Raw genomic sequence first — 18709 nt, forward strand, 5'->3', positions numbered from 1 at the left:
AAGATAATCTTAATGGCATCATTTAGGCGATCACTTTTTTACTATTCCTCCTCTTCATCTTCGTCTGTATTGTATCCCATATTGTGGGCATATCCTTGAAGTTTTTCTTTCAAAAGATTTCTTGCGCGGTGCAATCTGGATCTCACCGTTCCGATAGGAATATCCAGAATCTTGGCCATCTCCTCATAAGTGAACCCTTCTAAGTCACACAAGATAATCACTGTGCGAAAATCCACTGCAAGGCTATTAAGGGCATTAGAGATCTCATCACCGAGCATATCCTTGACGGATTCTGCCCTGAGATCGCTAGTACTTTGGTAGTGAACATCATCCGAGTTGTAATAAGTTTCAACTTCCTGATAATCTACCTTCGTAGGTTGCTTGGATTTCTTCCTGTACTCATTGATAAAGCTGTTTTTCAAAATTCTAAAAAGCCAAGCTTTAGCATTGGTACCCTGCTCAAATGAGTTGATAAAACGATAGGCTTTCAGGTAAGTGTCCTGTACAAGATCTTTTGCATCATCTTCATCGAAGGTGAGCCTGTAGCCAAAATTGTACATTGAGTCTATGTGTGGCATAAACTCCCCATCGAAGATGGCATTTTTCTCTTCCTGAGAATATTTTCTGCGCTGAACTTCCGACATAAGTCCCAAAAGTAATGATTGGGTGAATTTATAACTAGGAATTGGAAAGAATTCAGGTGATTTCGTTTATTTTGTTGTATGGTTTGGCTCTTTACAGCCACAGATTCCCCAGCGACACACCGTTATGTTTTTCTTTAGACTGCTTTCAAGGCTTCCTTTGCCTGTTCTATACCTGTTTTCAGATCTGCTCTATCTTATAGCCAGATATGTGATCAGCTACCGCAAAAAGGTTATTGACGAGAATCTGCGCTATGCGTTTCCTCAGAAAACTCCTCTAGAACGGAAAAAAATAAGAAATAAATTTTACCGAAACTTCACCGATGCTTTTTTTGCCGAGACGATAAAAATGCTGACAATCTCCGAGAAGGAACTCAAGCAAAGATTTCAAGTGATCAATCAAGACCTTGTTGATAATCCTGTAAAAAGCGGTAAAAGTTCGCTAATGATGGCTGGTCATGTGTTTAATTGGGAAATGGCAATTCTCGGAGTAGCGCTGAATACTGAAGTGACAGCAGAAACCGTTTACCTCAAGCTGAACAATTCATTCTTCAACAACCTCATGTTGAAGATCAGAACTCATTTCGGAGGAGTAATGACAGAAAAAAGCGCATTCAGACGCAGTATGATCACTATGAGAGGCACTCCTAGAATCGTCCATCTGGCGGCGGATCAAAGACCGCGTGTATCAGACAGCCGTTATACCAGGGAGTTTATGAACAGACCCGCATTGTTTTTCGAAGGCGGAGAGGTTTTGGCCAAGAAAATGGACCTACCCGTTTTCTTTGGAACAATGACCAAAATAAAACGGGGACATTACAGGTTTGAATTCTCTCCTTTGGCCACTCCGCCTTATATAGACCATACTCAGCATAGTATCACAGATGAATTTTGCCGGAGACTGGAGGACAATATCCGCGCACAACCGGATCTATACCTATGGAGTCATAAGCGCTGGAAAATTTAAATTGAAAGAATTCGGCGGATTGGAAAATTGAAAGAGGGAGAGAATTTGTCCGTTGTGACGAATTAAAAGATTTCCCAAATCTAATCTTGCTCGTCTCTCAGCAAGTTGGTTTCTTGAACTTTATTACCTGAGTATTGTTGCTTTTTCTAGCTTCATGGCTCTTGAATCTCAAATCTAGATACTAGTTACTTGATACTTTAGTGATCTTGTATCCAGCATCTTGCTTCTAAATAAAATGGATTATCTCGAAAGTTTAAACCCGGAGCAGCGATTGGCTGTAGAACACACAGATGGCCCCGTCATGATCATCGCAGGAGCGGGATCAGGCAAAACCCGTGTACTCACCTACCGCATCGCCCATTTGATATATGCCAAAGGCGTAGATGCCTTTAATATTTTATCGCTGACCTTTACCAACAAAGCGGCGGCAGAAATGCGCCACAGGATTGAATCTCTGGCAGGCTTGGAAGCCAGAAACACCTGGATGGGTACTTTTCACTCCGTGTTTGCAAAAATCCTAAGAGTGGAAGCTCCCAAAATTGGATACCCCTCCAATTTCACCATATATGATTCCGATGATTCCAAGTCGCTTATCCGTACAATCGTAAAAGAAATGCGTCTGGACGACAAGGTCTATAAAGCCAACGCTGTGCTTTCCAGAATTTCCGGAGCCAAAAACCGGCTAATTTCCTGGAAAGTGTATCAGGACGATCCATTTGTGAAAGCCGATGATGAAGCTGCCATGAAGCCCAAAATGGGTGAAATCTACCAGCGCTATCAAGACAGGCTTTTCAAAGCCGGTGCCATGGACTTTGATGATTTGCTTTTCAATACCAACATCCTATTCCGAGACCATGCCGACGTGCTAAACAAATACCAACAACGCTTCCGGTATGTGATGGTGGATGAGTTTCAGGATACAAACCTCTCCCAATACCTGATCACCAAAAAGCTGGCCGCCGTTCATCAAAACATCTGCGTGGTTGGTGACGATGCACAAAGTATTTATGCTTTCCGGGGTGCGGATATCCAAAACATTCTGAATTTCGAAAAGGATTATCCGGATTTATTTGTCGTGAAACTGGAGCAAAATTACCGCTCTACCAAAACGATAGTAGAAGCTGCCAATTCTATTATTGATAAAAACAAAGCGCAGCTCAAAAAAAACGTCTGGACTTCAAACGGAGATGGTGACCTGATCGAATTGGTCAAAGCAAGTACTGATAGTGAAGAAGGAAGAATCGTAGCCTCTACTATTTTCGAAGAAAGAAACACCAAACAGCTCAACAACAGTGATTTTGCCATTCTCTACAGAACTAACTCCCAGTCAAGAGCGATAGAAGAGGCACTTCGCAAATTGAATTTGACCTACAAGATCGTCGGTGGACTTTCGTTCTATCAAAGGAAAGAAATCAAGGATCTGATGGCTTATATGCGCTTCACTGTGAACCCCGTGGATGAAGAGGCCTTCAAGCGAATAGTGAACTATCCCAAGCGTGGAATTGGAGACACCTCGGTAGACAAAATTCTGGTAGCGGCATTTGACCATGATATACCGCTCTGGGAGGTGGTGCAAAATGCGCACAGCTTCATTGGAGGCAGAGCAGCGAGTCAATTAGATGACTTTGCCACGATGATCAAAGCATTTAAGATCGAGGTGGAGCGTAAGGATGCGTTCGAAGCAGCCAGCAGTATTGCCAAGCAAAGTGGACTTCTACGTGAACTCTATGAAGATAAAACCATAGAAGGATTAAACAGGTATGAAAACGTCCAGGAATTGCTTAATGCAATCAAAGAATATGTGGATAACGAAGAGAATGAGGACAAAAGCTTAGGCTCTTTTCTTCAGGAAATCGCTCTGCTCACCGATAATGACAGGGATAAGGACATGACGGATGCCATCACGCTGATGACTATTCACTCCTCAAAAGGCCTGGAGTTTAAACAGGTCTTTGTGGTAGGTATGGAAGAGGATTTGTTTCCCTCTCAGATGATGATGCAGAGCCGGGAGGATTTGGAAGAGGAAAGACGGTTGTTTTACGTCGCCGCTACCAGGGCTATGGATAAATTATATTTTACCTATGCACTCACTCGATATCGCTATGGCCGGTTGCTGAATTGTGAGCCAAGCAGATTCTTGGAAGAAGTCTCTCCGGACTGCATCAAGGTAAACAAACGAGTCGCATCAAAAGAAATGTCAGGTGCCTTCCGGAAAGAAGGACTGCCTGGGACATCTGAGTCTTCGGGATATATCGGCATCAAGAAGAAACCGGAAACGCGGATGCCCACTGCGATGAAACTGCACACCCCGAGTCCTGATTTCAAACCTTCGAATACAAACAATCTGCAAGCGGAGCAACTGGTAGAGCATCCCAAGTTCGGCTTCGGAAAAGTACAAAAGATTGAAACAGAAGGAATTAACCGAAAAGCAACGATTCAATTCGAGCATTTTGGTGAGAAAACATTATTACTTAGCTTTGCGAAGCTCAGAATTATAGACTAATCACTTGCACCCCTGCCTTTTGGTAATTTTTTCATTACCTTAATTAGCGCAAAATAGGGGAGCATTATGGAGCACTTTGAACCAGACAAACAAAAACTCATTTTGAAAGAATACGGCAAAAACATTCAACGCCTCGTTGATCATATCACGGCGATTGAGGATCGTGATAAGCGTACCCAAAGCGCATATACTGTAATTGAAATCATCAAGCAGTTAAATCCCACCATCAAACAGGAGAATGACCAAAAGCTTTGGGACGACTTGTACATCATGTCTGATTTCAAGCTGGATGTGGACGCTCCTTTCCCTATGCCGGAGAAGGAATTGCTAGGCAAAAAGCCTCTTCCTATCGGCTATCCAAAAGGTGAAGTCAGATTCAAGCACTACGGTCGAAACATAGAGAAACTAATCGAAGGTGCTATCAAATTGGAAGATGATGAAGAGCAGGAAGCCGCGATTATTTTCATTGGTCAGCTGATGCGAAGCTTCCACTCTACCTGGAACAGGGAAAATTTTGATGATGCCATAATTCTGGACGACATCAAGACGTTATCCAAAGGCAAATTGCACATCGACTTGGAGAAAGTAAAAGAAAATGGCTTGTTTGAATCCAATACACACCGTGATTTCAAACCGCCTCTTCAAGAAGAACGCACCAACAGCAAAAACAAAAGGTCAAATCACAACGCAAAGCGTCGCCCAAATAACGGTCACAATAAAAAACGTAGAAATTAATGGGTTCATTTCGGGTCAATGGTGGAATAAAGCTTAAAGGCGAGATAATTCCCCAGGGAGCAAAAAACGAAGCACTACAGATTCTTTGCGCAGTGCTACTCACCGCAGAGAAAATTACCATAACCAAAATCCCAAACATAGTAGATGTCAATAAGCTCATTGAGCTATTGGGAGACATGGGGGTGAAAGTCACCAAAGAAGGTCCGGAAACCTACACTTTCCAAGCTGATGAAGTCAACCTTGACTTCATGGAAACGGAAGAATTTTTGAAAAAAGCTTCAGCGCTGAGAGGCTCAGTAATGCTTCTTGGTCCTCTTCTGGCAAGGTTCGGTACAGGAAAACTGTCTAAGCCCGGCGGAGACAAAATTGGTCGCAGAAGGATGGATACCCACTTCACCGGGTTTCAGAAGCTCGGCGCCAAATTCAACTATGACGCTAAGAATGAAATTTTCCACATCGATGGAAAAAATCTGAAAGGTTGCTACATGCTTCTTGATGAAGCATCGGTGACCGGCACGGCGAATATCGTAATGGCTGCCGCAATGGCAGAAGGCACTACGACCATTTACAACGCTGCCTGCGAGCCTTACCTTCAGCAACTTTGTGACATGCTCAACCGCATGGGTGCAAAAATCTCCGGAGTTGGATCGAACTTACTTACTATCGAAGGCGTGGATAAACTGGGAGGAACCACCCACAAAATGCTTCCGGACATGATCGAAATCGGGTCATTTATCGGACTTGCAGCCATGACTCAGTCAGAAATTACGATTAAAGACTGCCAAATCCCACGACTTGGAATCATCCCCGAAACCTTCCGACGAATGGGCATCAAATTGGAATTCAGAGGCGATAACATCTTCGTTCCCGCCCAAAAACATTACGAAATAGAAACCTTTATTGATGGCTCCATTCTTACTGTGGCAGATGCCATTTGGCCGGGATTCACTCCTGATTTGCTCAGCATCGTCTTGGTGACAGCCACTCAGGCGAAGGGAACTGTGCTGGTTCATCAGAAAATGTTTGAGTCTAGATTGTTCTTTGTGGACAAACTGATCGACATGGGTGCGCAGATCATTCTTTGTGACCCTCATAGAGCTACCGTAATAGGTTTAGACAGAAAAACAGAGCTACGGGGAATCAGAATGACATCCCCGGATATTCGTGCCGGAGTAGCATTGCTTATCGCAGCACTTTCGGCTAGCGGGACATCTATCATCGACAATATCGAGCAGATCGACCGAGGCTATCAGAACATTGACGAGAGACTGCGGGCTTTGGGAGCAGATATTGAGAGAATCTCATAAAAACAGTATTATTCTAGTGAAAGAGGGTTCTGGATTCAGAGCCCTCTTTTTTTGAAGTTTGTGCTTATTCACAGAGATCGTAGTTGGTCACCTGAGGTATTTACTCTGGCATTTGTGTTCGCAAATGCCAGGGTAAATAGATCGTTCTGAATCCCCAGACGTTTTCTTAACACTTACACCGATTGCTAAAGACTGATCATTTATTACATTGAATCTGCTTCTCCGAAGGGTGAATCTAATCTGCACTTTCATCCCCGCTCGTGGAATGATAGTTCATGGATGTTTTCCCTTTTGAGCTTTACCAAAAAGTTCAACGAATAAAACAACAGGCCTTCTGGCCTCTTTATCCCCACGCTATCAGCCATATAGAAATAAATTCTGCTTCAACAATCAAGGCCATCTTTTTATCTATAGAGAACGTCACTATTTGTATTCAAAATAAATTCACCGCCAATATTCTTTCATTTCTTTCCTTTTCGGAATTTTTGGTAAATTCTGGCTCGATAAGCCAAAACAACCTATTATGTCAAAGAAAAAACTCCGTAGCCAAGACTGGTACGGACGCACCGGAAAAGACGGATTTATATATCGCTCCTGGATGAAGAACCAGGGATTTCCCCATCACTTATTTGAAGGAGACAAGCCTGTAATCGGAATTTGCAACACCTGGTCTGAGCTTACTCCCTGTAATGCACATTTCAGAGATCTGGCAGAAGCACTAAAGCGTGGAATCTGGGAAGCTGGCGGCTTTCCCTTAGAATTCCCTGTGATGTCTTTGGGAGAATGCTCCGTAAAGCCTACTGCGATGCTTTTCCGCAATCTCGCCAGTATGGATGTGGAGGAAAGCATCCGTGCCAATCCTATGGACGGTGTAGTCCTAATGTGTGGCTGTGACAAAACCACCCCCTCACTTGTCATGGGAGCGGCTTCTGTGGATTTGCCCGCTATCGTTCTTTCGGGCGGGCCAATGTTGGTAGGGAGGTATAAAGGCAAGAAAATAGGAACTTCAGATGTATGGAGATTTGCAGAGGATTTCAAACTAGGCAAAATGTCCCAAGAAGAGTTTATAGAAGCTGAAGCAGCAATGTCACGCTCTGTAGGTCATTGCGCTCCTATGGGAACAGCATCCACTATGGCCGGCATGGTTGAGTCACTTGGCCTTTCTCTTCCTGACAATGCTACGATCCCGGCTGCAGATTCCCGAAGAAAAGTATTGGCTCACATGACTGGAATGCGCATCGTAGAGATGGTGAATGAGGATCTGAAAATGAGCAAAATCCTGACCCGTAAGGCATTCGAAAACTCAATCATGGTGAATGCCGCTTTGGGAGGATCCACCAATTTCATTTTACACCTTACAGCCATTGCCAAACGAATCGGAGTAGACATTGATTTGACTGATTTTGATAAATTTTCTTCCATTATCCCGCTGATTGCAAACGTGCAACCTTCGGGAGAGCATTGGGTGGAGGACTTATTTTATGCAGGAGGACTCCCTGCGGTAATGAAAGAAATAGAGCGACACCTACACCGTGATTCTATCACTGCAAATGGCAAATCAATAGGTGAAAATATTGAAAAAGCCGAATGCTATGACAGAAATCTAATTGGCACATTTGAAAACCCAATCAAGCCCGATTCGGGAATTGCAGTGTTGAAAGGTAATCTATGTCCAAATGGAGCGGTGATCAAACCATCTGCAGCGACACCTAGTTTATTGACCCACATGGGACGGGCAGTAGTATTTGAAAATATTGATGATTATAAAGCCCGAATTGATTCTCCGGATTTGGACATAGATGAAACCTGTGTGATGGTAATGAAGAACGTCGGACCAAAAGGCTATCCCGGAATGCCGGAAGTGGGTAATATGGGATTACCGGAAAAGCTACTCAAAAAAGGCATAAAAGACATGGTGCGTATTTCTGACGGTAGAATGAGCGGTACAGGATACGGTACTGTTATTCTGCACGTGTCTCCCGAATCAGCCATTGGAGGTCCTTTGGCATTTGTCCAAAATGGTGATATGATCGAGCTAAATGTACCCGCTAGAACTCTAAATCTAATGATCACTGATGAGGAATTTGAGAAACGAAGAGCAATATTCAAGCCATTGAATCTACCCTACGAGCGAGGGTATGTCAACCTTTTCCTAGACAAAGTAAATCAAGCCCACGACGGAGTGGATTTTGATTTCCTTCAGGGAGGCTCTGGATCCGAAGTAAAACGAGATTCTCATTAAGCACCTAGCCCTGTCAGATTTTGAAAATCCGGCAGGGCTTTCTGAAAAAGTAAAAATGAAAACCCAAAAAGTCGCCATTATCACAGGAGCCGGGCAGGGAATTGGATTGGCTATTGCCGAGAAACTCGCTGCACAAAGCATTAATTTAATATTAAATGATCTGGAAGAGGGCTTGATCACCGAAGCATGCAAGCGGATCAGCCATGTACATGGCGTATCTGCACATGCCATTCCCGGTGATGCTGCTTTGGAAGATGTAATCAATGCGCTAATCGCAGCTGCACTCAGAAATTTTGGCTCCCTCGATATTGTGGTTGCCAATTCAGGGATCACACTTTTCGGGGCTTTTTTGGAGTACTCCCGAGAAGACTTTATGCAAGTGACCCAGATCAATCAGGCGGGAACTTTCTTTCTGGCCCAGGCTGCTGCAAGAGTGATGAAGGATCAGCCCAATGGAGGAGCATTGCTTTTCACTTCATCCGTCACAGCCCACCAGAGTCATGAAAATCTCGCTGCTTATGCTATGAGTAAAGCGGCAATAGAGATGCTCGCAAAAAACTTGGTGCTTGAGCTTACTCCTTTTAAGATTCGGGTGAACACCATTGCCCCAGGAGCCACGGTAACCGCAAGAACAACACTTGACCCTGACTATGAATCTACCTGGTCGAAGCTCACTCCCCTGGGTCGGCCCGCCGCAGTTCAGGACATAGCAAATGCCGCAGCATTTTTGGTCTCCGATGAAGCAGAGCATATTACAGGACAAACACTGATCATCGACGGAGGCTGGACCTGTGTCAGCCCTTCTCCATATACTTAAGAAAAATCTAACTACATGGCCGTAAACTGACAGCACCCAAAGGAAAAATATCTCAGGTAGTGAAGTTTTTTTGACTAGGACTAAAAAGGGAGCTCTGCAAGTCCTTTCTAATTTGCCGAAAATAATCATCTTTACCTTCAGTCCTCGATAAAGCTGTATCAATTAGCTGAATATCAGGAGGAAAAAAAACGGGTGAAAATACAATCTAAATTCTAAGTCTGTTAACTTTATAAAAACAGAAGTTATGAAACACCTCTCCTTCATTCTACTGCTTGTCTGCATGTTGCAGGCCTGCCAACCCAAAGAGACGACACCGGATACCTTGCCAATGAAAGTTGCAATGGCCTATGGTTTTGACAAATTTGACAAGGTCAATTCCATAGCCTATACTTGGAATGTGCAGCGTGACTCTGTGAATGTGATGACTAGAGATTGGAAGTGGAACATAAAAGACCGTACAGTTTATTACGCCACTGCTGACACCAGCTACACCTATAGTCTGGATATGCCCGCCGACTCTTTGCCTGATGCAGACAAAGGATTTATCAATGATAAATACTGGATGATGTACCCATTTCAGTTGGCTTGGGATTCAGGTTATGACTATGAAACGGAGGAAAATGTACCAACTCCGATTTCAGGAACTAGCTCAACTAAGCTGACAATCGTGTATAATGGTGCAGATGGCTATACACCGGGAGATGCATACGACCTTTATTTGGACGAAAACAACATGATTTTGGAATGGGTTTTCCGCAGAGGAAATGGAGCAGAAGGCAGACCATTCACCTGGGAGAATGTTGAACAGTTTGGCCCGATCAAACTGGCAACCACTCATGCAAATCAAGAAGGTCAAAAGACAATCTGGTTTTCCAATATATCTGTAAATTAACCTACCCACAAACTTTAAAATTAGCCGTTTGCCATCTATCAAACGGCTTTTTTTATCTCTTTACCCTAAATTGAACCCCAACGACTTCCCAAAATAAAACCTCTTTTTCAGAATGAAATCAAACAGAAGAAATTTCATTAAGCAAACAGGCTTACTTGCCAGCGCGGGATTGATTACCAATCCATTTGCTGCTTTTTCTACTTCCCTAAAAACCTACACTGTGGGTGAAATCATAGACTTGTTCGTCGCGCAAGTCCCTAATTCCCCCTTCGCACAGACAGTGGATACCTTGAAATCAGGGAACAAAAACCAAGTCGTCACGGGCATTGTCACCACCATGTTTGCCACGATTACAGTAATCCGAAAAGCCATTGAACTCAATGCAAATTTCATTATTGCCCATGAACCTACTTTTTATAATCATCTGGATGAAACTACTTGGCTTGACAATGACCCTATCTACGAATTCAAACGAAAGCTTCTTGATGAACATGGAATTGCAGTTTGGCGAAACCACGATTATGTCCATAGTCTTGAAATCGACGGAGTACAGGCAGGTGTCGTAAGAGAATTGGATTGGGAGGCGTTTTACAAACAAGATGCAGTTTTAAATCTCCCTGAGACAACACTTGGTGATTTGATCTCCCACGTGAAGTCAAAAATGAATTTACCGGCACTTCGCTACGTCGGCGACCTTTCTCAAAAAGCAAGCAAAATACTTCTCCTGCCGGGAGCAATTGGTGGAAGAAGACAAATCGAGTTGCTTATGAAAGAAAAACCGGATGTATTGATCTGTGGAGAAAGTCCTGAATGGGAAACACCTGAGTACGTTCGAAATGCAAATGAAATGGGAGAAAAGCTCGGACTGATTGTCATTGGCCATTCGGCAAGCGAAGAGGGCGGTTCTGGGTTTATGGCCGAGTGGATTAGGAAAAATACCCTGGGAGTTCCTGTATCCCATATCCCCTCCGGGAATTCCCTACTGGTAAAATAAGTAATTATTAGAACAGAAAAAACCGAAGGACATTCCACACTATTGCCTCTCAGTAAAAAATTCTTTGGAATCATATTCAGCTTTGGTAAATTAAAAGTCTAACAAGTTGAACTCAACCATGACTCCCATAAAGAATTTGAATCGAAGAGAATTCCTTGGCTCCGCAGCCACTGTAGCGGCATCTATTTCTATTGTCCCATCCAATGTGATCGCCGGGCTTGGGAAAATTCCTCCTTCCGATCAAATCACCGTTGCAAATATTGGTTGTGGCACTCAAGGCCTACGGGAAATGGGAGAGCTATTACAAAACCCAAAAGTTCGCGTAATTGCCGTTTGCGATGTGAATAAATACTCGGAAAATTACATTGACTGGTCACCTTATGGCATACGGGATGATATCCGAAAAACACTTGGTGATGATACATGGTGGAATAAAGTCAAAGGAATTCCCGGAGGAAGAGATGCGGGCCAAGCCTATGTAGAAAAATACTACTCAAAAAATAGCTCCGCAGGAACTTACAGTGGCTGCGCATCCTATGAGGATTTTCGGGAACTTTTTGCTCAAGAAAAAGGAATCGACGCAGTCAAAGTGATGACCCCGGACCATACGCATGCTTCTATCGCTATAGCTGCAATGAATAACGGAATACATGTAGTGACTCACAAGCCTATTTCCAACAGACTTCTAGAAGGGAGAAAAGTGATAGAAAAAGCTAAATCAAGTAAAGTGATCACACACTTGCTTGCTTGGTCAGACCGTCCCGAATATCGCCTAATAAAAGCTTGGATGGATGCTGGCCTAATTGGAGAATTGAAAGAAATACACAATTGGTCCTATAGACCTGTTTGGCAACAGTGGACTCAGCGCCCTTCGGGGTTCGAAACCATTCCCGCAGGTTTTAATTGGAATCTTTGGCTGGGGCCTGTTCCCGAAATGGATTACCACAAAAACTACACGCACAATGTATTCCGGGGATGGTTTGATTTCGGCGGAGGTTCGGTGGCTGATATGGGACATTACAGCCTCTTCCCCCTATTTGAAACCCTGGGCATCAGTAATTCTCCCCTAAGCGCCAAGGCATACGGAACTACTACACGCGAGGAAATAAACGGTGTCTATCACTGGATAGACAATGATGTGGCTTTTCCTGCAAGCTGTATGATCAAATGGAAATTTCCCAAACAAGCAGATCTACCTGCTTTTGACCTGCTCTGGTATGATGGAGGGATGAAGCCATTTGCTCCAGAGGAACTGGAAGCAGATAACAAAGACACACCTGAGGAAGGATTGCTGATTGTGGGAACCAAAGGCAAAATATTAGGCGGATTCAGAGGAGAAAATCCTGCTCTACTTCCGGAAAGCAAAATGGCCGGTCGTCCGGTATCCGAACGAATTGATTCTGGAAGTGTGGAGAGAAGCACTTCAGCATGGGTGGAAGCAATCCAATCTGGAGCACAAACCCCAGGAAGCTTCATCCGTGCCCAGACCATCACAGACACCATCAACCTTGGTGCTGTGGCTTTGAGAGCAGGGGAAAAAGTAGATTTTGATGCTTCCGCTTTGGAAATTACCAATGATAAAGACGCAAACAAATTCCTAACTAGAGAATATAGAAAAGGCTGGGAGATTTGAGGCAGTATTCATTTGCCGGTTTTCAGTATCAGTATGTCTGAAACCATTTACTTAAACCTCATTTTAAAACCGGTTTATCCTTTATCCCAAAATAAACATGACTACTAGAAGAAATTTCCTCAAATCAACAGGCCTGGCTACTGCCGCACTAGGTTTAGGAATGCCACAAATGGCATTTTCAGCATCTAAAGCAAATCCACTGTTTAAAATATCCCTTGCAGAATGGTCGCTGAACAAACAGCTTTTCTCCGGCAAAATGGATCATTTGGACTTCCCGGCCCTCACCAAAAAAGCAGGAATCGAAGCCGTAGAATATGTTAACCAGTTTTTCAAAGACAGAGCAAAAGACATGGCTTATCTGAAGGAAATGAAAACCCGGGCAGCAGGTGAGGGAGTCAAATCTGTTTTGATCATGTGTGACGGCGAAGGCATACTTGGGGCAGAGACTGCCAAAGAGCGAACTCAAACTGTGGAAAATCACAAAAAATGGGTGGAGGCAGCCAAATTCCTCGGCTGTCATTCAATCCGGGTGAACGCCTACTCTGCTGTGCCTTGGAGCACTTCAGAGCAAGATTATAAAAAATCAAGTGATCTGGCCAGTGCAGGCTTGCAAGAGCTATGTGAATTTGCGGATGGCTTCGATATCAATGTCTTGATAGAAAACCACGGTGGTTTTTCAAGTAACGGAAAATGGCTTGCAGAGATGATTGAAAAGGCTGATCATCCAAGAGCAGGCACACTTCCTGATTTTGGAAATTTCCGTATAGCCAATGAAGATGGAAAAGCCATTTCCTATGACTCCTATCGTGGTGTGGATGAATTGATGCCAAAGGCAAAAGGTGTAAGTCTAAAACCAAAAGTATGGGATGATATGGGCAACGAATTCCCTTTAGACTATTCAAAAATGATACAACTTGTGCTGGGCCACGGTTTTCAGGGGTATGTTGGGATTGAGCACGGAGAAGAAGGCCGGGAATGGGAGAGCATCGAAGAAATCCGAATCGAACTTGAACATGTGAGGAGTATACTTGCAAAAGAAGGCTAATCATACACCGGACTCAAAAACGGAAGTTAAAAAAGATTGTCAAAGAAACTCTTAAATATTCTATTCGTCTTCCAATTAAGGCAGGACATAGTCTATTTTGGACATTAAATCGAGCATGTCGAAGACAACAAACACCGACATGTACACAATGCAACCCGCCTGTCGTCGGACTGGGATCCCTGTTCGACGACAGGCGGGTATGGGGTTGTAGAAAAACAATTATAAACACATGAAACAACAACTCGGGCAAATCGCAATTTTAGTACGGGATTACGATGAGGCAATTGAATATTATACCCAAATTCTGGGGTTTGAGCTGGTTGAAGACACGCATCTTAGCGATATCAAACGCTGGGTGCGGGTTTGCCCTCCCGGCTCGGACTGCCAATTGCTTCTTGCCAAAGCTGCGGATGAGCTACAGCGAAATCAAATTGGTTTTCAAGCCGGTGGCAGGGTTTTTCTCTTTTTATACACAGACAACTTCTACAGGGATTATCATAATTACTCTGCAAAAGGCGTGGAATTTATTCGGGAACCAACCGAAGAAGCCTTTGGAACAGTCTCAGTCTTCAAGGATTTATATGGAAATCTCTGGGATTTGATAGAGAGGAAATAATCAACAAGTTGTAAAGAATTCCTAATTTTAAATTCACTCATTTCTAATTCCCCATTGGATACCCAACCCAACAATCCCCTTCACGGAATCAAACTCGCAACTATAGTTGAGCATTTAGTAGAATTTTACGGCTGGGAAGAACTGGGCCAGCGCATTACCATACGCTGCTTCACTCATGACCCTTCTGTCAATTCCAGCTTAAAATTTCTCAGAAAAACCCCATGGGCCAGAGAGCGGGTAGAAGGATTATACCTGAAGTCGCTGCGGGACGCAAAAAAGAAGTGAGTTGTTAATATAGCCACAAGGCTATCAAGAAGGTGCGAAGGTTCTCCAAATTTTTACAACTTTTCTGGTTCAAGGTGGGTACCTCTGTCTTGAGGTCCTCACTAAACCTTAGCGAAGCTTTGCGGTTAAACCCGAATTATGCATTAGAAAATCTACAGTGGCTTCAAACCGCCTCAAAATCAGTTACTATGCTTCACTTTTCGCTCTCACCGTAGCGGTGCTATGACTCGATCTCCAAAGTGACTGATTTTCTTGTAGTTTGAACCCTTCCCGAAAAGAATCGGTACAGGCTGTCACGAATCCTAATAGTCCTGGTTAAAAAAAACCTCACGAAAAAAGCCCGAAGCAATCTCCGGGCTTTTCGTTTTATGGATTGTGGTTATTATACGTAATTATTCAACATCACCGGCATTACCAGCATCAGGATGTCTTCATTTTCGTCTTGCTCAGCAGGAAGGATCAATCCCGCACGGTTGGGTGCAGAGAACTTCAAGCTAACTTCCTTGCATGAAAGGTTGTTTAGCATTTCCACCAAGAATTTCGCATTGAATCCTATTTCGATATCCTCTCCGTCATGCTCACAGGACAGCCTCTCATTTGCTTCGTTGGAGAAATCAAGGTCTTCAGCAGAGATCATCAATTCGCTGCCTGTCAGTTTTAATCTTACCTGATGCGTCGTTTTATTTGAATAGATCGCGATACGACGAAGTGAACTCAACAATTCTGAACGGTCAATAGTCATCACATTAGGATTCTCCGCAGGGATTACATTTTCGTAATCAGGAAAGCGTTCGTCGATCAGACGACAAATCATCTTTATGTTATTGAAATTGAAATAAGCATTAGACTGATTAAACTCTACTGTTACCGGTAGATTTTCAGATGGTAGCGTTGATTTCAGCAAGTTCAATGCCTTACGGGGAATAATCAAGGTAGCTGCTTCTTGAGAGGCGATATCTACTCGTCTGTACCTAACCAACCTATGCCCGTCTGTAGCAACAAAAGTAGTATTGGTAGGGCTTAAATTGATATAGACACCTGTCATAGCAGGACGAAGTTCGTCAGAGCTGGTAGCGAAGATGGTATTGGATACTGCTGAAGACAGCACCTCCGTAGACATATCCACAGAAGTTGCATTACTTACTGTCGGGATTTTAGGGAAGTCCGTAGCATTCTCTCCTGCCAGTCTGTAACGCCCGTTATCAGAACTGATTTCCACCGCATAAGTATCGTGATCGATGCTGAATGTCACGGGCTGTTCAGGAAGATTTTTCAACGTCTCAATCAATATCTTGGCAGGCACTGCGATATTCCCATCTTCCTTGGCCTCCACGCTGATTTCTGTGATCATTGAAGTCTGCAAATCAGATGCAGTAATAGTCAATTGACTCTCTTTGATCTCAAAAAGAAAATTTTCCAAAATTGGCACTACGGGATTGGTTGTCACCACACCGTTGATAGCCGAAAGCTGCTTTAGTAGGGCAGAAGAGGAAACAATAAATTTCATATCGTAGGGCTTAATTTATTTTTACTTTTGAATGGGGGTAAATTTATAAATAAATTCTAATTCGAACCTCCGTATAAATGATTCTCTCAAAAATTAATGAAATAGAAGGGCTATAATCGGCTAGTTTGTTTTTCTACTGTATTTATTTCTCCGAATCCACCAGACAGATCCGCCAAAAACCAATAAGACTACTACTGGTGTCAACACATTCAACCCTTGCCAAAAAGTCTTTTGCTGCGCAATCTTCACCTTATTCAAAGGTCGAATCCGGAAAGTTCTGGTACGCGACGCAATGATGCCTTCAGGTTCGGCAAGATACTGGACTAGATTTTTCAGAAATAGCTTATTTGCAAAAGTTGATTGGCTAAATGGATTTTCTCCCAAAGCCAGCGGAGCACCGTCTTCCAGATTGGTTTGGGATTGAAATACATCCCCGTCTCCAATCACCACCACTTTTCCGTTTCCACCTTCTTTAAAGTCCTCTTTGGCAAAACCATCCGGAAGAAACCGGTTTTTATACAAGGAAGTAAATTCCCCTTCCAGCAAATACGCGAGCGGCAAATTTTTCATTCCAAAAAGTCCCACATCAGGCTCCTGATCCATATCCGCAAAAGCAACCCGAACCGGAGCAGGCAAAACCCTCGAAAAATCCGAACTGAAAATTAATGGCGTTTTGGTGACTCCATCGGCTTTCACTGTATCCAAGCTACTTGTAAAACGAAACTGAACCACATCCAATCCCTTGGTAATCGCATGTTCTTGCATTCTTCCTGCCTGTATATAAAAAGGCCAAGGAAGAGGGACCATTTGCTGCTGATTTCCAAAATCCCCACCCATCACTGGAATATATCCAAAGTTCAGATCTTGAATCAAATCCTTGTTTACACGTACCCCATACCGGAAGAGTAAATTATCCAGTCCCAAATCTACCGGCATAGCCAAAGTACCTTCTCCACCTGCATTCTCAATTTCTACCGCTACTCCATCAAGCAATACGATCAGATTTCCACCACCCATCACATACTGGTCGAGCAAGTAAATCTCCCGCTCAGTATAATTTTCTTTTGGTCCCTGGATAAAAATCATCTTGAATCCCTCCAAATCTTTCGGTTTCTGAGCTTGATCAAGCGGGACCTTAAAGAGCTCAAATTCCCCATCCAATGCTTCCACCAGTCCAAAGCCTTCATCGGAACTCATTTCTCCATGTCCCATGATCATCGCGATGGAAGATGACTCAGGCGATATTAACTTTCGAATGGCATTGCTCAATTCAAACTCCAGATTTTCAATAGAATGGTTAAGAATTTGATCAGGCCCCATTCCTCTATCACCTTTTAATACCAAGGCTCCCGTCTCATACTCTTCATCGCTGACCAAAATCCCGGGAAAAATCAGCTGTTCTTGTTGACCGGAATTTCGCATCACGGATAAATTTGTAGGATTAATACCATAATCCGCTAAGGACAAAATAAAGTCTCCACGTTCTTCCTTCTGCAAAGTCAGTGGATCAAAATAAGAATACGTAATCTTTTCTGCACTGTAAGCATTGAATGTTCTGACAGTCTCTTCTATGGATTTTTGGAGACGGCGCATGCCTCCGGGGAGATTTTCACCCACCAGAAGAATTTCCACATGAAGAGGTTTGCTGATCTCAGAAAGCATCTCTTCTGTGGCAGGATGAAGTGAGTAACGTTTTTCCTCGGTAAGGTCTATCCGAAAATCCAAAAAGTTCGCCAGCAAAACAATTACTAGAATTCCTCCAAAAAAAAGAAACCAGGACTTTGCACTATGTTGAGTCAACTGTTTCATTTATTTCTCAAAACCAAAATAGTCCCACCCAAAAACAACCAAATCATGCCAATCAAAAAGAATAAATCTACCGAGTCAATCACTCCCCTACTCAAGTTGATGTAATGAAAACTCAGACTCAAATCAGCAGCCCAATACGAGAGATTCCCCAATTGCATCTCTACAAAGGCGGAGAATCCAAAATAGAGCAAAAAGCATAAAAAAACACCTAATACGAAGGCTACTACTTGCTGCGAAGTCAGAGAGCTGGCAAACAATCCGACCGCCGCAAACACTGCCCCAATCATAATTAGACCTATCCACGAACCGAAAAAGCCTGCCTGGTCCAGATTACCCACAGGGTCTCCCAGTTGCATAATGCTATAGAAATACAAAAGCGTGGGTAAAATTGCTACCAGAATAAGGCAAATCAGCGCCACGTATTTTGCCAAAACAATCTGTACCAAAGAGAGAGGAGAAGTCCTTAAAAGTTCCCATGTGCCTGTTTTTCGCTCTTCTGCAATAGCCCGCATAGAAAGAGCGGGGATAAGAAATACGAAAACATAAGGAGTATAGGTAAATAAGGCTTCCAAATCAGCAAAACCATATTCGAGCACGCTGCTTTCAGGAAAAACCCACACAATCAGCCCAATCGCCACGAGAAATAATGCCAATACCAGATAGCCAAGAAGGCTCCCGAAAAAGGTATTGATTTCTTTTAGAAAAAGACTTGTCAT

The 18709-nt window shown here is 43.3% G+C and carries 16 protein-coding genes; 12 read left to right on the forward strand and 4 right to left on the reverse strand.

Going from position 1 to position 18709, the window contains the following annotated elements; genetic code table 11:
• Positions 1-41: 41 nt before the first annotated feature.
• Positions 42-644, reverse strand: coding sequence for a sigma-70 family RNA polymerase sigma factor (locus tag ID165_RS19055; RefSeq protein ID WP_192347003.1), 603 nt, complete (start codon positions 642-644; stop codon positions 42-44).
• Between the two features lie 124 nt (positions 645-768).
• On the opposite strand from ID165_RS19055, the gene ID165_RS19060 reads away from it, so the two are divergent.
• The 12 genes from ID165_RS19060 to ID165_RS19115 all read left to right on the forward strand — a co-directional run bounded on the left by ID165_RS19060 (position 769) and on the right by ID165_RS19115 (position 14677).
• Complete coding sequence (locus ID165_RS19060; protein WP_192347005.1) at positions 769-1608, forward strand: lysophospholipid acyltransferase family protein; 840 nt, start codon at positions 769-771, stop codon at positions 1606-1608.
• Between the two features lie 235 nt (positions 1609-1843).
• Positions 1844-4111, forward strand: a complete 2268-nt coding sequence (locus tag ID165_RS19065) for an ATP-dependent helicase (protein ID WP_192347006.1) — start codon at positions 1844-1846, stop codon at positions 4109-4111.
• Positions 4112-4177: 66 nt separating this feature from the next.
• Positions 4178-4846 carry a DUF4290 domain-containing protein gene (locus ID165_RS19070; RefSeq protein WP_192347008.1) on the forward strand — a complete coding sequence of 223 codons (669 nt, stop codon included), beginning with the start codon at positions 4178-4180 and terminating at the stop codon, positions 4844-4846.
• Positions 4846-6153 (forward strand): UDP-N-acetylglucosamine 1-carboxyvinyltransferase, encoded by a 1308-nt coding sequence (murA, locus tag ID165_RS19075; protein ID WP_192347011.1) that lies wholly within the window; start codon positions 4846-4848, stop codon positions 6151-6153. Before ID165_RS19070 ends, murA begins: the two co-directional genes overlap by 1 nt.
• A 523-nt stretch (positions 6154-6676) precedes the next feature.
• Entirely contained in the window at positions 6677-8395 is a 1719-nt protein-coding gene (locus tag ID165_RS19080) for an IlvD/Edd family dehydratase (RefSeq protein WP_192347013.1), read from the forward strand.
• Positions 8396-8450: 55 nt separating this feature from the next.
• Positions 8451-9212 (forward strand): SDR family NAD(P)-dependent oxidoreductase, encoded by a 762-nt coding sequence (locus tag ID165_RS19085; RefSeq protein ID WP_192347015.1) that lies wholly within the window; start codon positions 8451-8453, stop codon positions 9210-9212.
• A gap of 244 nt (positions 9213-9456) precedes the next feature.
• Positions 9457-10104: a hypothetical protein gene (locus ID165_RS19090; protein WP_192347017.1), complete on the forward strand. Its 648-nt coding sequence runs from the start codon at positions 9457-9459 to the stop codon at positions 10102-10104.
• Between the two features lie 112 nt (positions 10105-10216).
• On the forward strand, positions 10217-11098 hold the full coding sequence (locus ID165_RS19095; protein ID WP_192347019.1) for a Nif3-like dinuclear metal center hexameric protein: 882 nt from the start codon (positions 10217-10219) through the stop codon (positions 11096-11098).
• 118 nt (positions 11099-11216) lie between these two features.
• Positions 11217-12731, forward strand: a complete 1515-nt coding sequence (locus ID165_RS19100; protein ID WP_192347021.1) for a Gfo/Idh/MocA family protein — start codon at positions 11217-11219, stop codon at positions 12729-12731.
• Positions 12732-12828: 97 nt separating this feature from the next.
• On the forward strand, positions 12829-13776 hold the full coding sequence (locus ID165_RS19105) for a TIM barrel protein (RefSeq protein ID WP_192347023.1): 948 nt from the start codon (positions 12829-12831) through the stop codon (positions 13774-13776).
• 229 nt (positions 13777-14005) lie between these two features.
• Positions 14006-14392: a VOC family protein gene (locus ID165_RS19110; RefSeq protein ID WP_192347025.1), complete on the forward strand. Its 387-nt coding sequence runs from the start codon at positions 14006-14008 to the stop codon at positions 14390-14392.
• A gap of 54 nt (positions 14393-14446) precedes the next feature.
• Complete coding sequence (locus ID165_RS19115; RefSeq protein WP_225586835.1) at positions 14447-14677, forward strand: VF530 family DNA-binding protein; 231 nt, start codon at positions 14447-14449, stop codon at positions 14675-14677.
• Between the two features lie 382 nt (positions 14678-15059).
• On the opposite strand, the gene dnaN is transcribed toward ID165_RS19115, so the two are convergent.
• The 3 genes from dnaN to gldF form a co-directional block, all read right to left on the reverse strand.
• Entirely contained in the window at positions 15060-16184 is a 1125-nt protein-coding gene (gene dnaN / locus ID165_RS19120; RefSeq protein WP_192347027.1) for a DNA polymerase III subunit beta, read from the reverse strand.
• Positions 16185-16304: 120 nt separating this feature from the next.
• Entirely contained in the window at positions 16305-17993 is a 1689-nt protein-coding gene (gene gldG / locus ID165_RS19125) for a gliding motility-associated ABC transporter substrate-binding protein GldG (RefSeq protein WP_192347030.1), read from the reverse strand.
• Positions 17990-18709: a gliding motility-associated ABC transporter permease subunit GldF gene (gene gldF, locus ID165_RS19130; protein WP_192347031.1), complete on the reverse strand. Its 720-nt coding sequence runs from the start codon at positions 18707-18709 to the stop codon at positions 17990-17992. The genes gldG and gldF overlap by 4 nt, the downstream gene beginning before the upstream one ends.

Origin of the sequence: Algoriphagus sp. Y33, assembly GCF_014838715.1 — a bacterium.
Lineage (GTDB): Bacteria > Bacteroidota > Bacteroidia > Cytophagales > Cyclobacteriaceae > Algoriphagus.

Coding starts and splice junctions, on each gene's coding strand:
- ID165_RS19055 (WP_192347003.1), bottom strand. CDS start 644: ATGTCGGAAGTTCAGCGCAGAAAATATTCTCAGGAAGAGAAAAATGCC.
- ID165_RS19060 (WP_192347005.1), top strand. CDS start 769: ATGTTTTTCTTTAGACTGCTTTCAAGGCTTCCTTTGCCTGTTCTATAC.
- ID165_RS19065 (WP_192347006.1), top strand. CDS start 1,844: ATGGATTATCTCGAAAGTTTAAACCCGGAGCAGCGATTGGCTGTAGAA.
- ID165_RS19070 (WP_192347008.1), top strand. CDS start 4,178: ATGGAGCACTTTGAACCAGACAAACAAAAACTCATTTTGAAAGAATAC.
- murA (WP_192347011.1), top strand. CDS start 4,846: ATGGGTTCATTTCGGGTCAATGGTGGAATAAAGCTTAAAGGCGAGATA.
- ID165_RS19080 (WP_192347013.1), top strand. CDS start 6,677: ATGTCAAAGAAAAAACTCCGTAGCCAAGACTGGTACGGACGCACCGGA.
- ID165_RS19085 (WP_192347015.1), top strand. CDS start 8,451: ATGAAAACCCAAAAAGTCGCCATTATCACAGGAGCCGGGCAGGGAATT.
- ID165_RS19090 (WP_192347017.1), top strand. CDS start 9,457: ATGAAACACCTCTCCTTCATTCTACTGCTTGTCTGCATGTTGCAGGCC.
- ID165_RS19095 (WP_192347019.1), top strand. CDS start 10,217: ATGAAATCAAACAGAAGAAATTTCATTAAGCAAACAGGCTTACTTGCC.
- ID165_RS19100 (WP_192347021.1), top strand. CDS start 11,217: ATGACTCCCATAAAGAATTTGAATCGAAGAGAATTCCTTGGCTCCGCA.
- ID165_RS19105 (WP_192347023.1), top strand. CDS start 12,829: ATGACTACTAGAAGAAATTTCCTCAAATCAACAGGCCTGGCTACTGCC.
- ID165_RS19110 (WP_192347025.1), top strand. CDS start 14,006: ATGAAACAACAACTCGGGCAAATCGCAATTTTAGTACGGGATTACGAT.
- dnaN (WP_192347027.1), bottom strand. CDS start 16,184: ATGAAATTTATTGTTTCCTCTTCTGCCCTACTAAAGCAGCTTTCGGCT.
- gldG (WP_192347030.1), bottom strand. CDS start 17,993: ATGAAACAGTTGACTCAACATAGTGCAAAGTCCTGGTTTCTTTTTTTT.
- gldF (WP_192347031.1), bottom strand. CDS start 18,709: ATGACAAGTCTTTTTCTAAAAGAAATCAATACCTTTTTCGGGAGCCTT.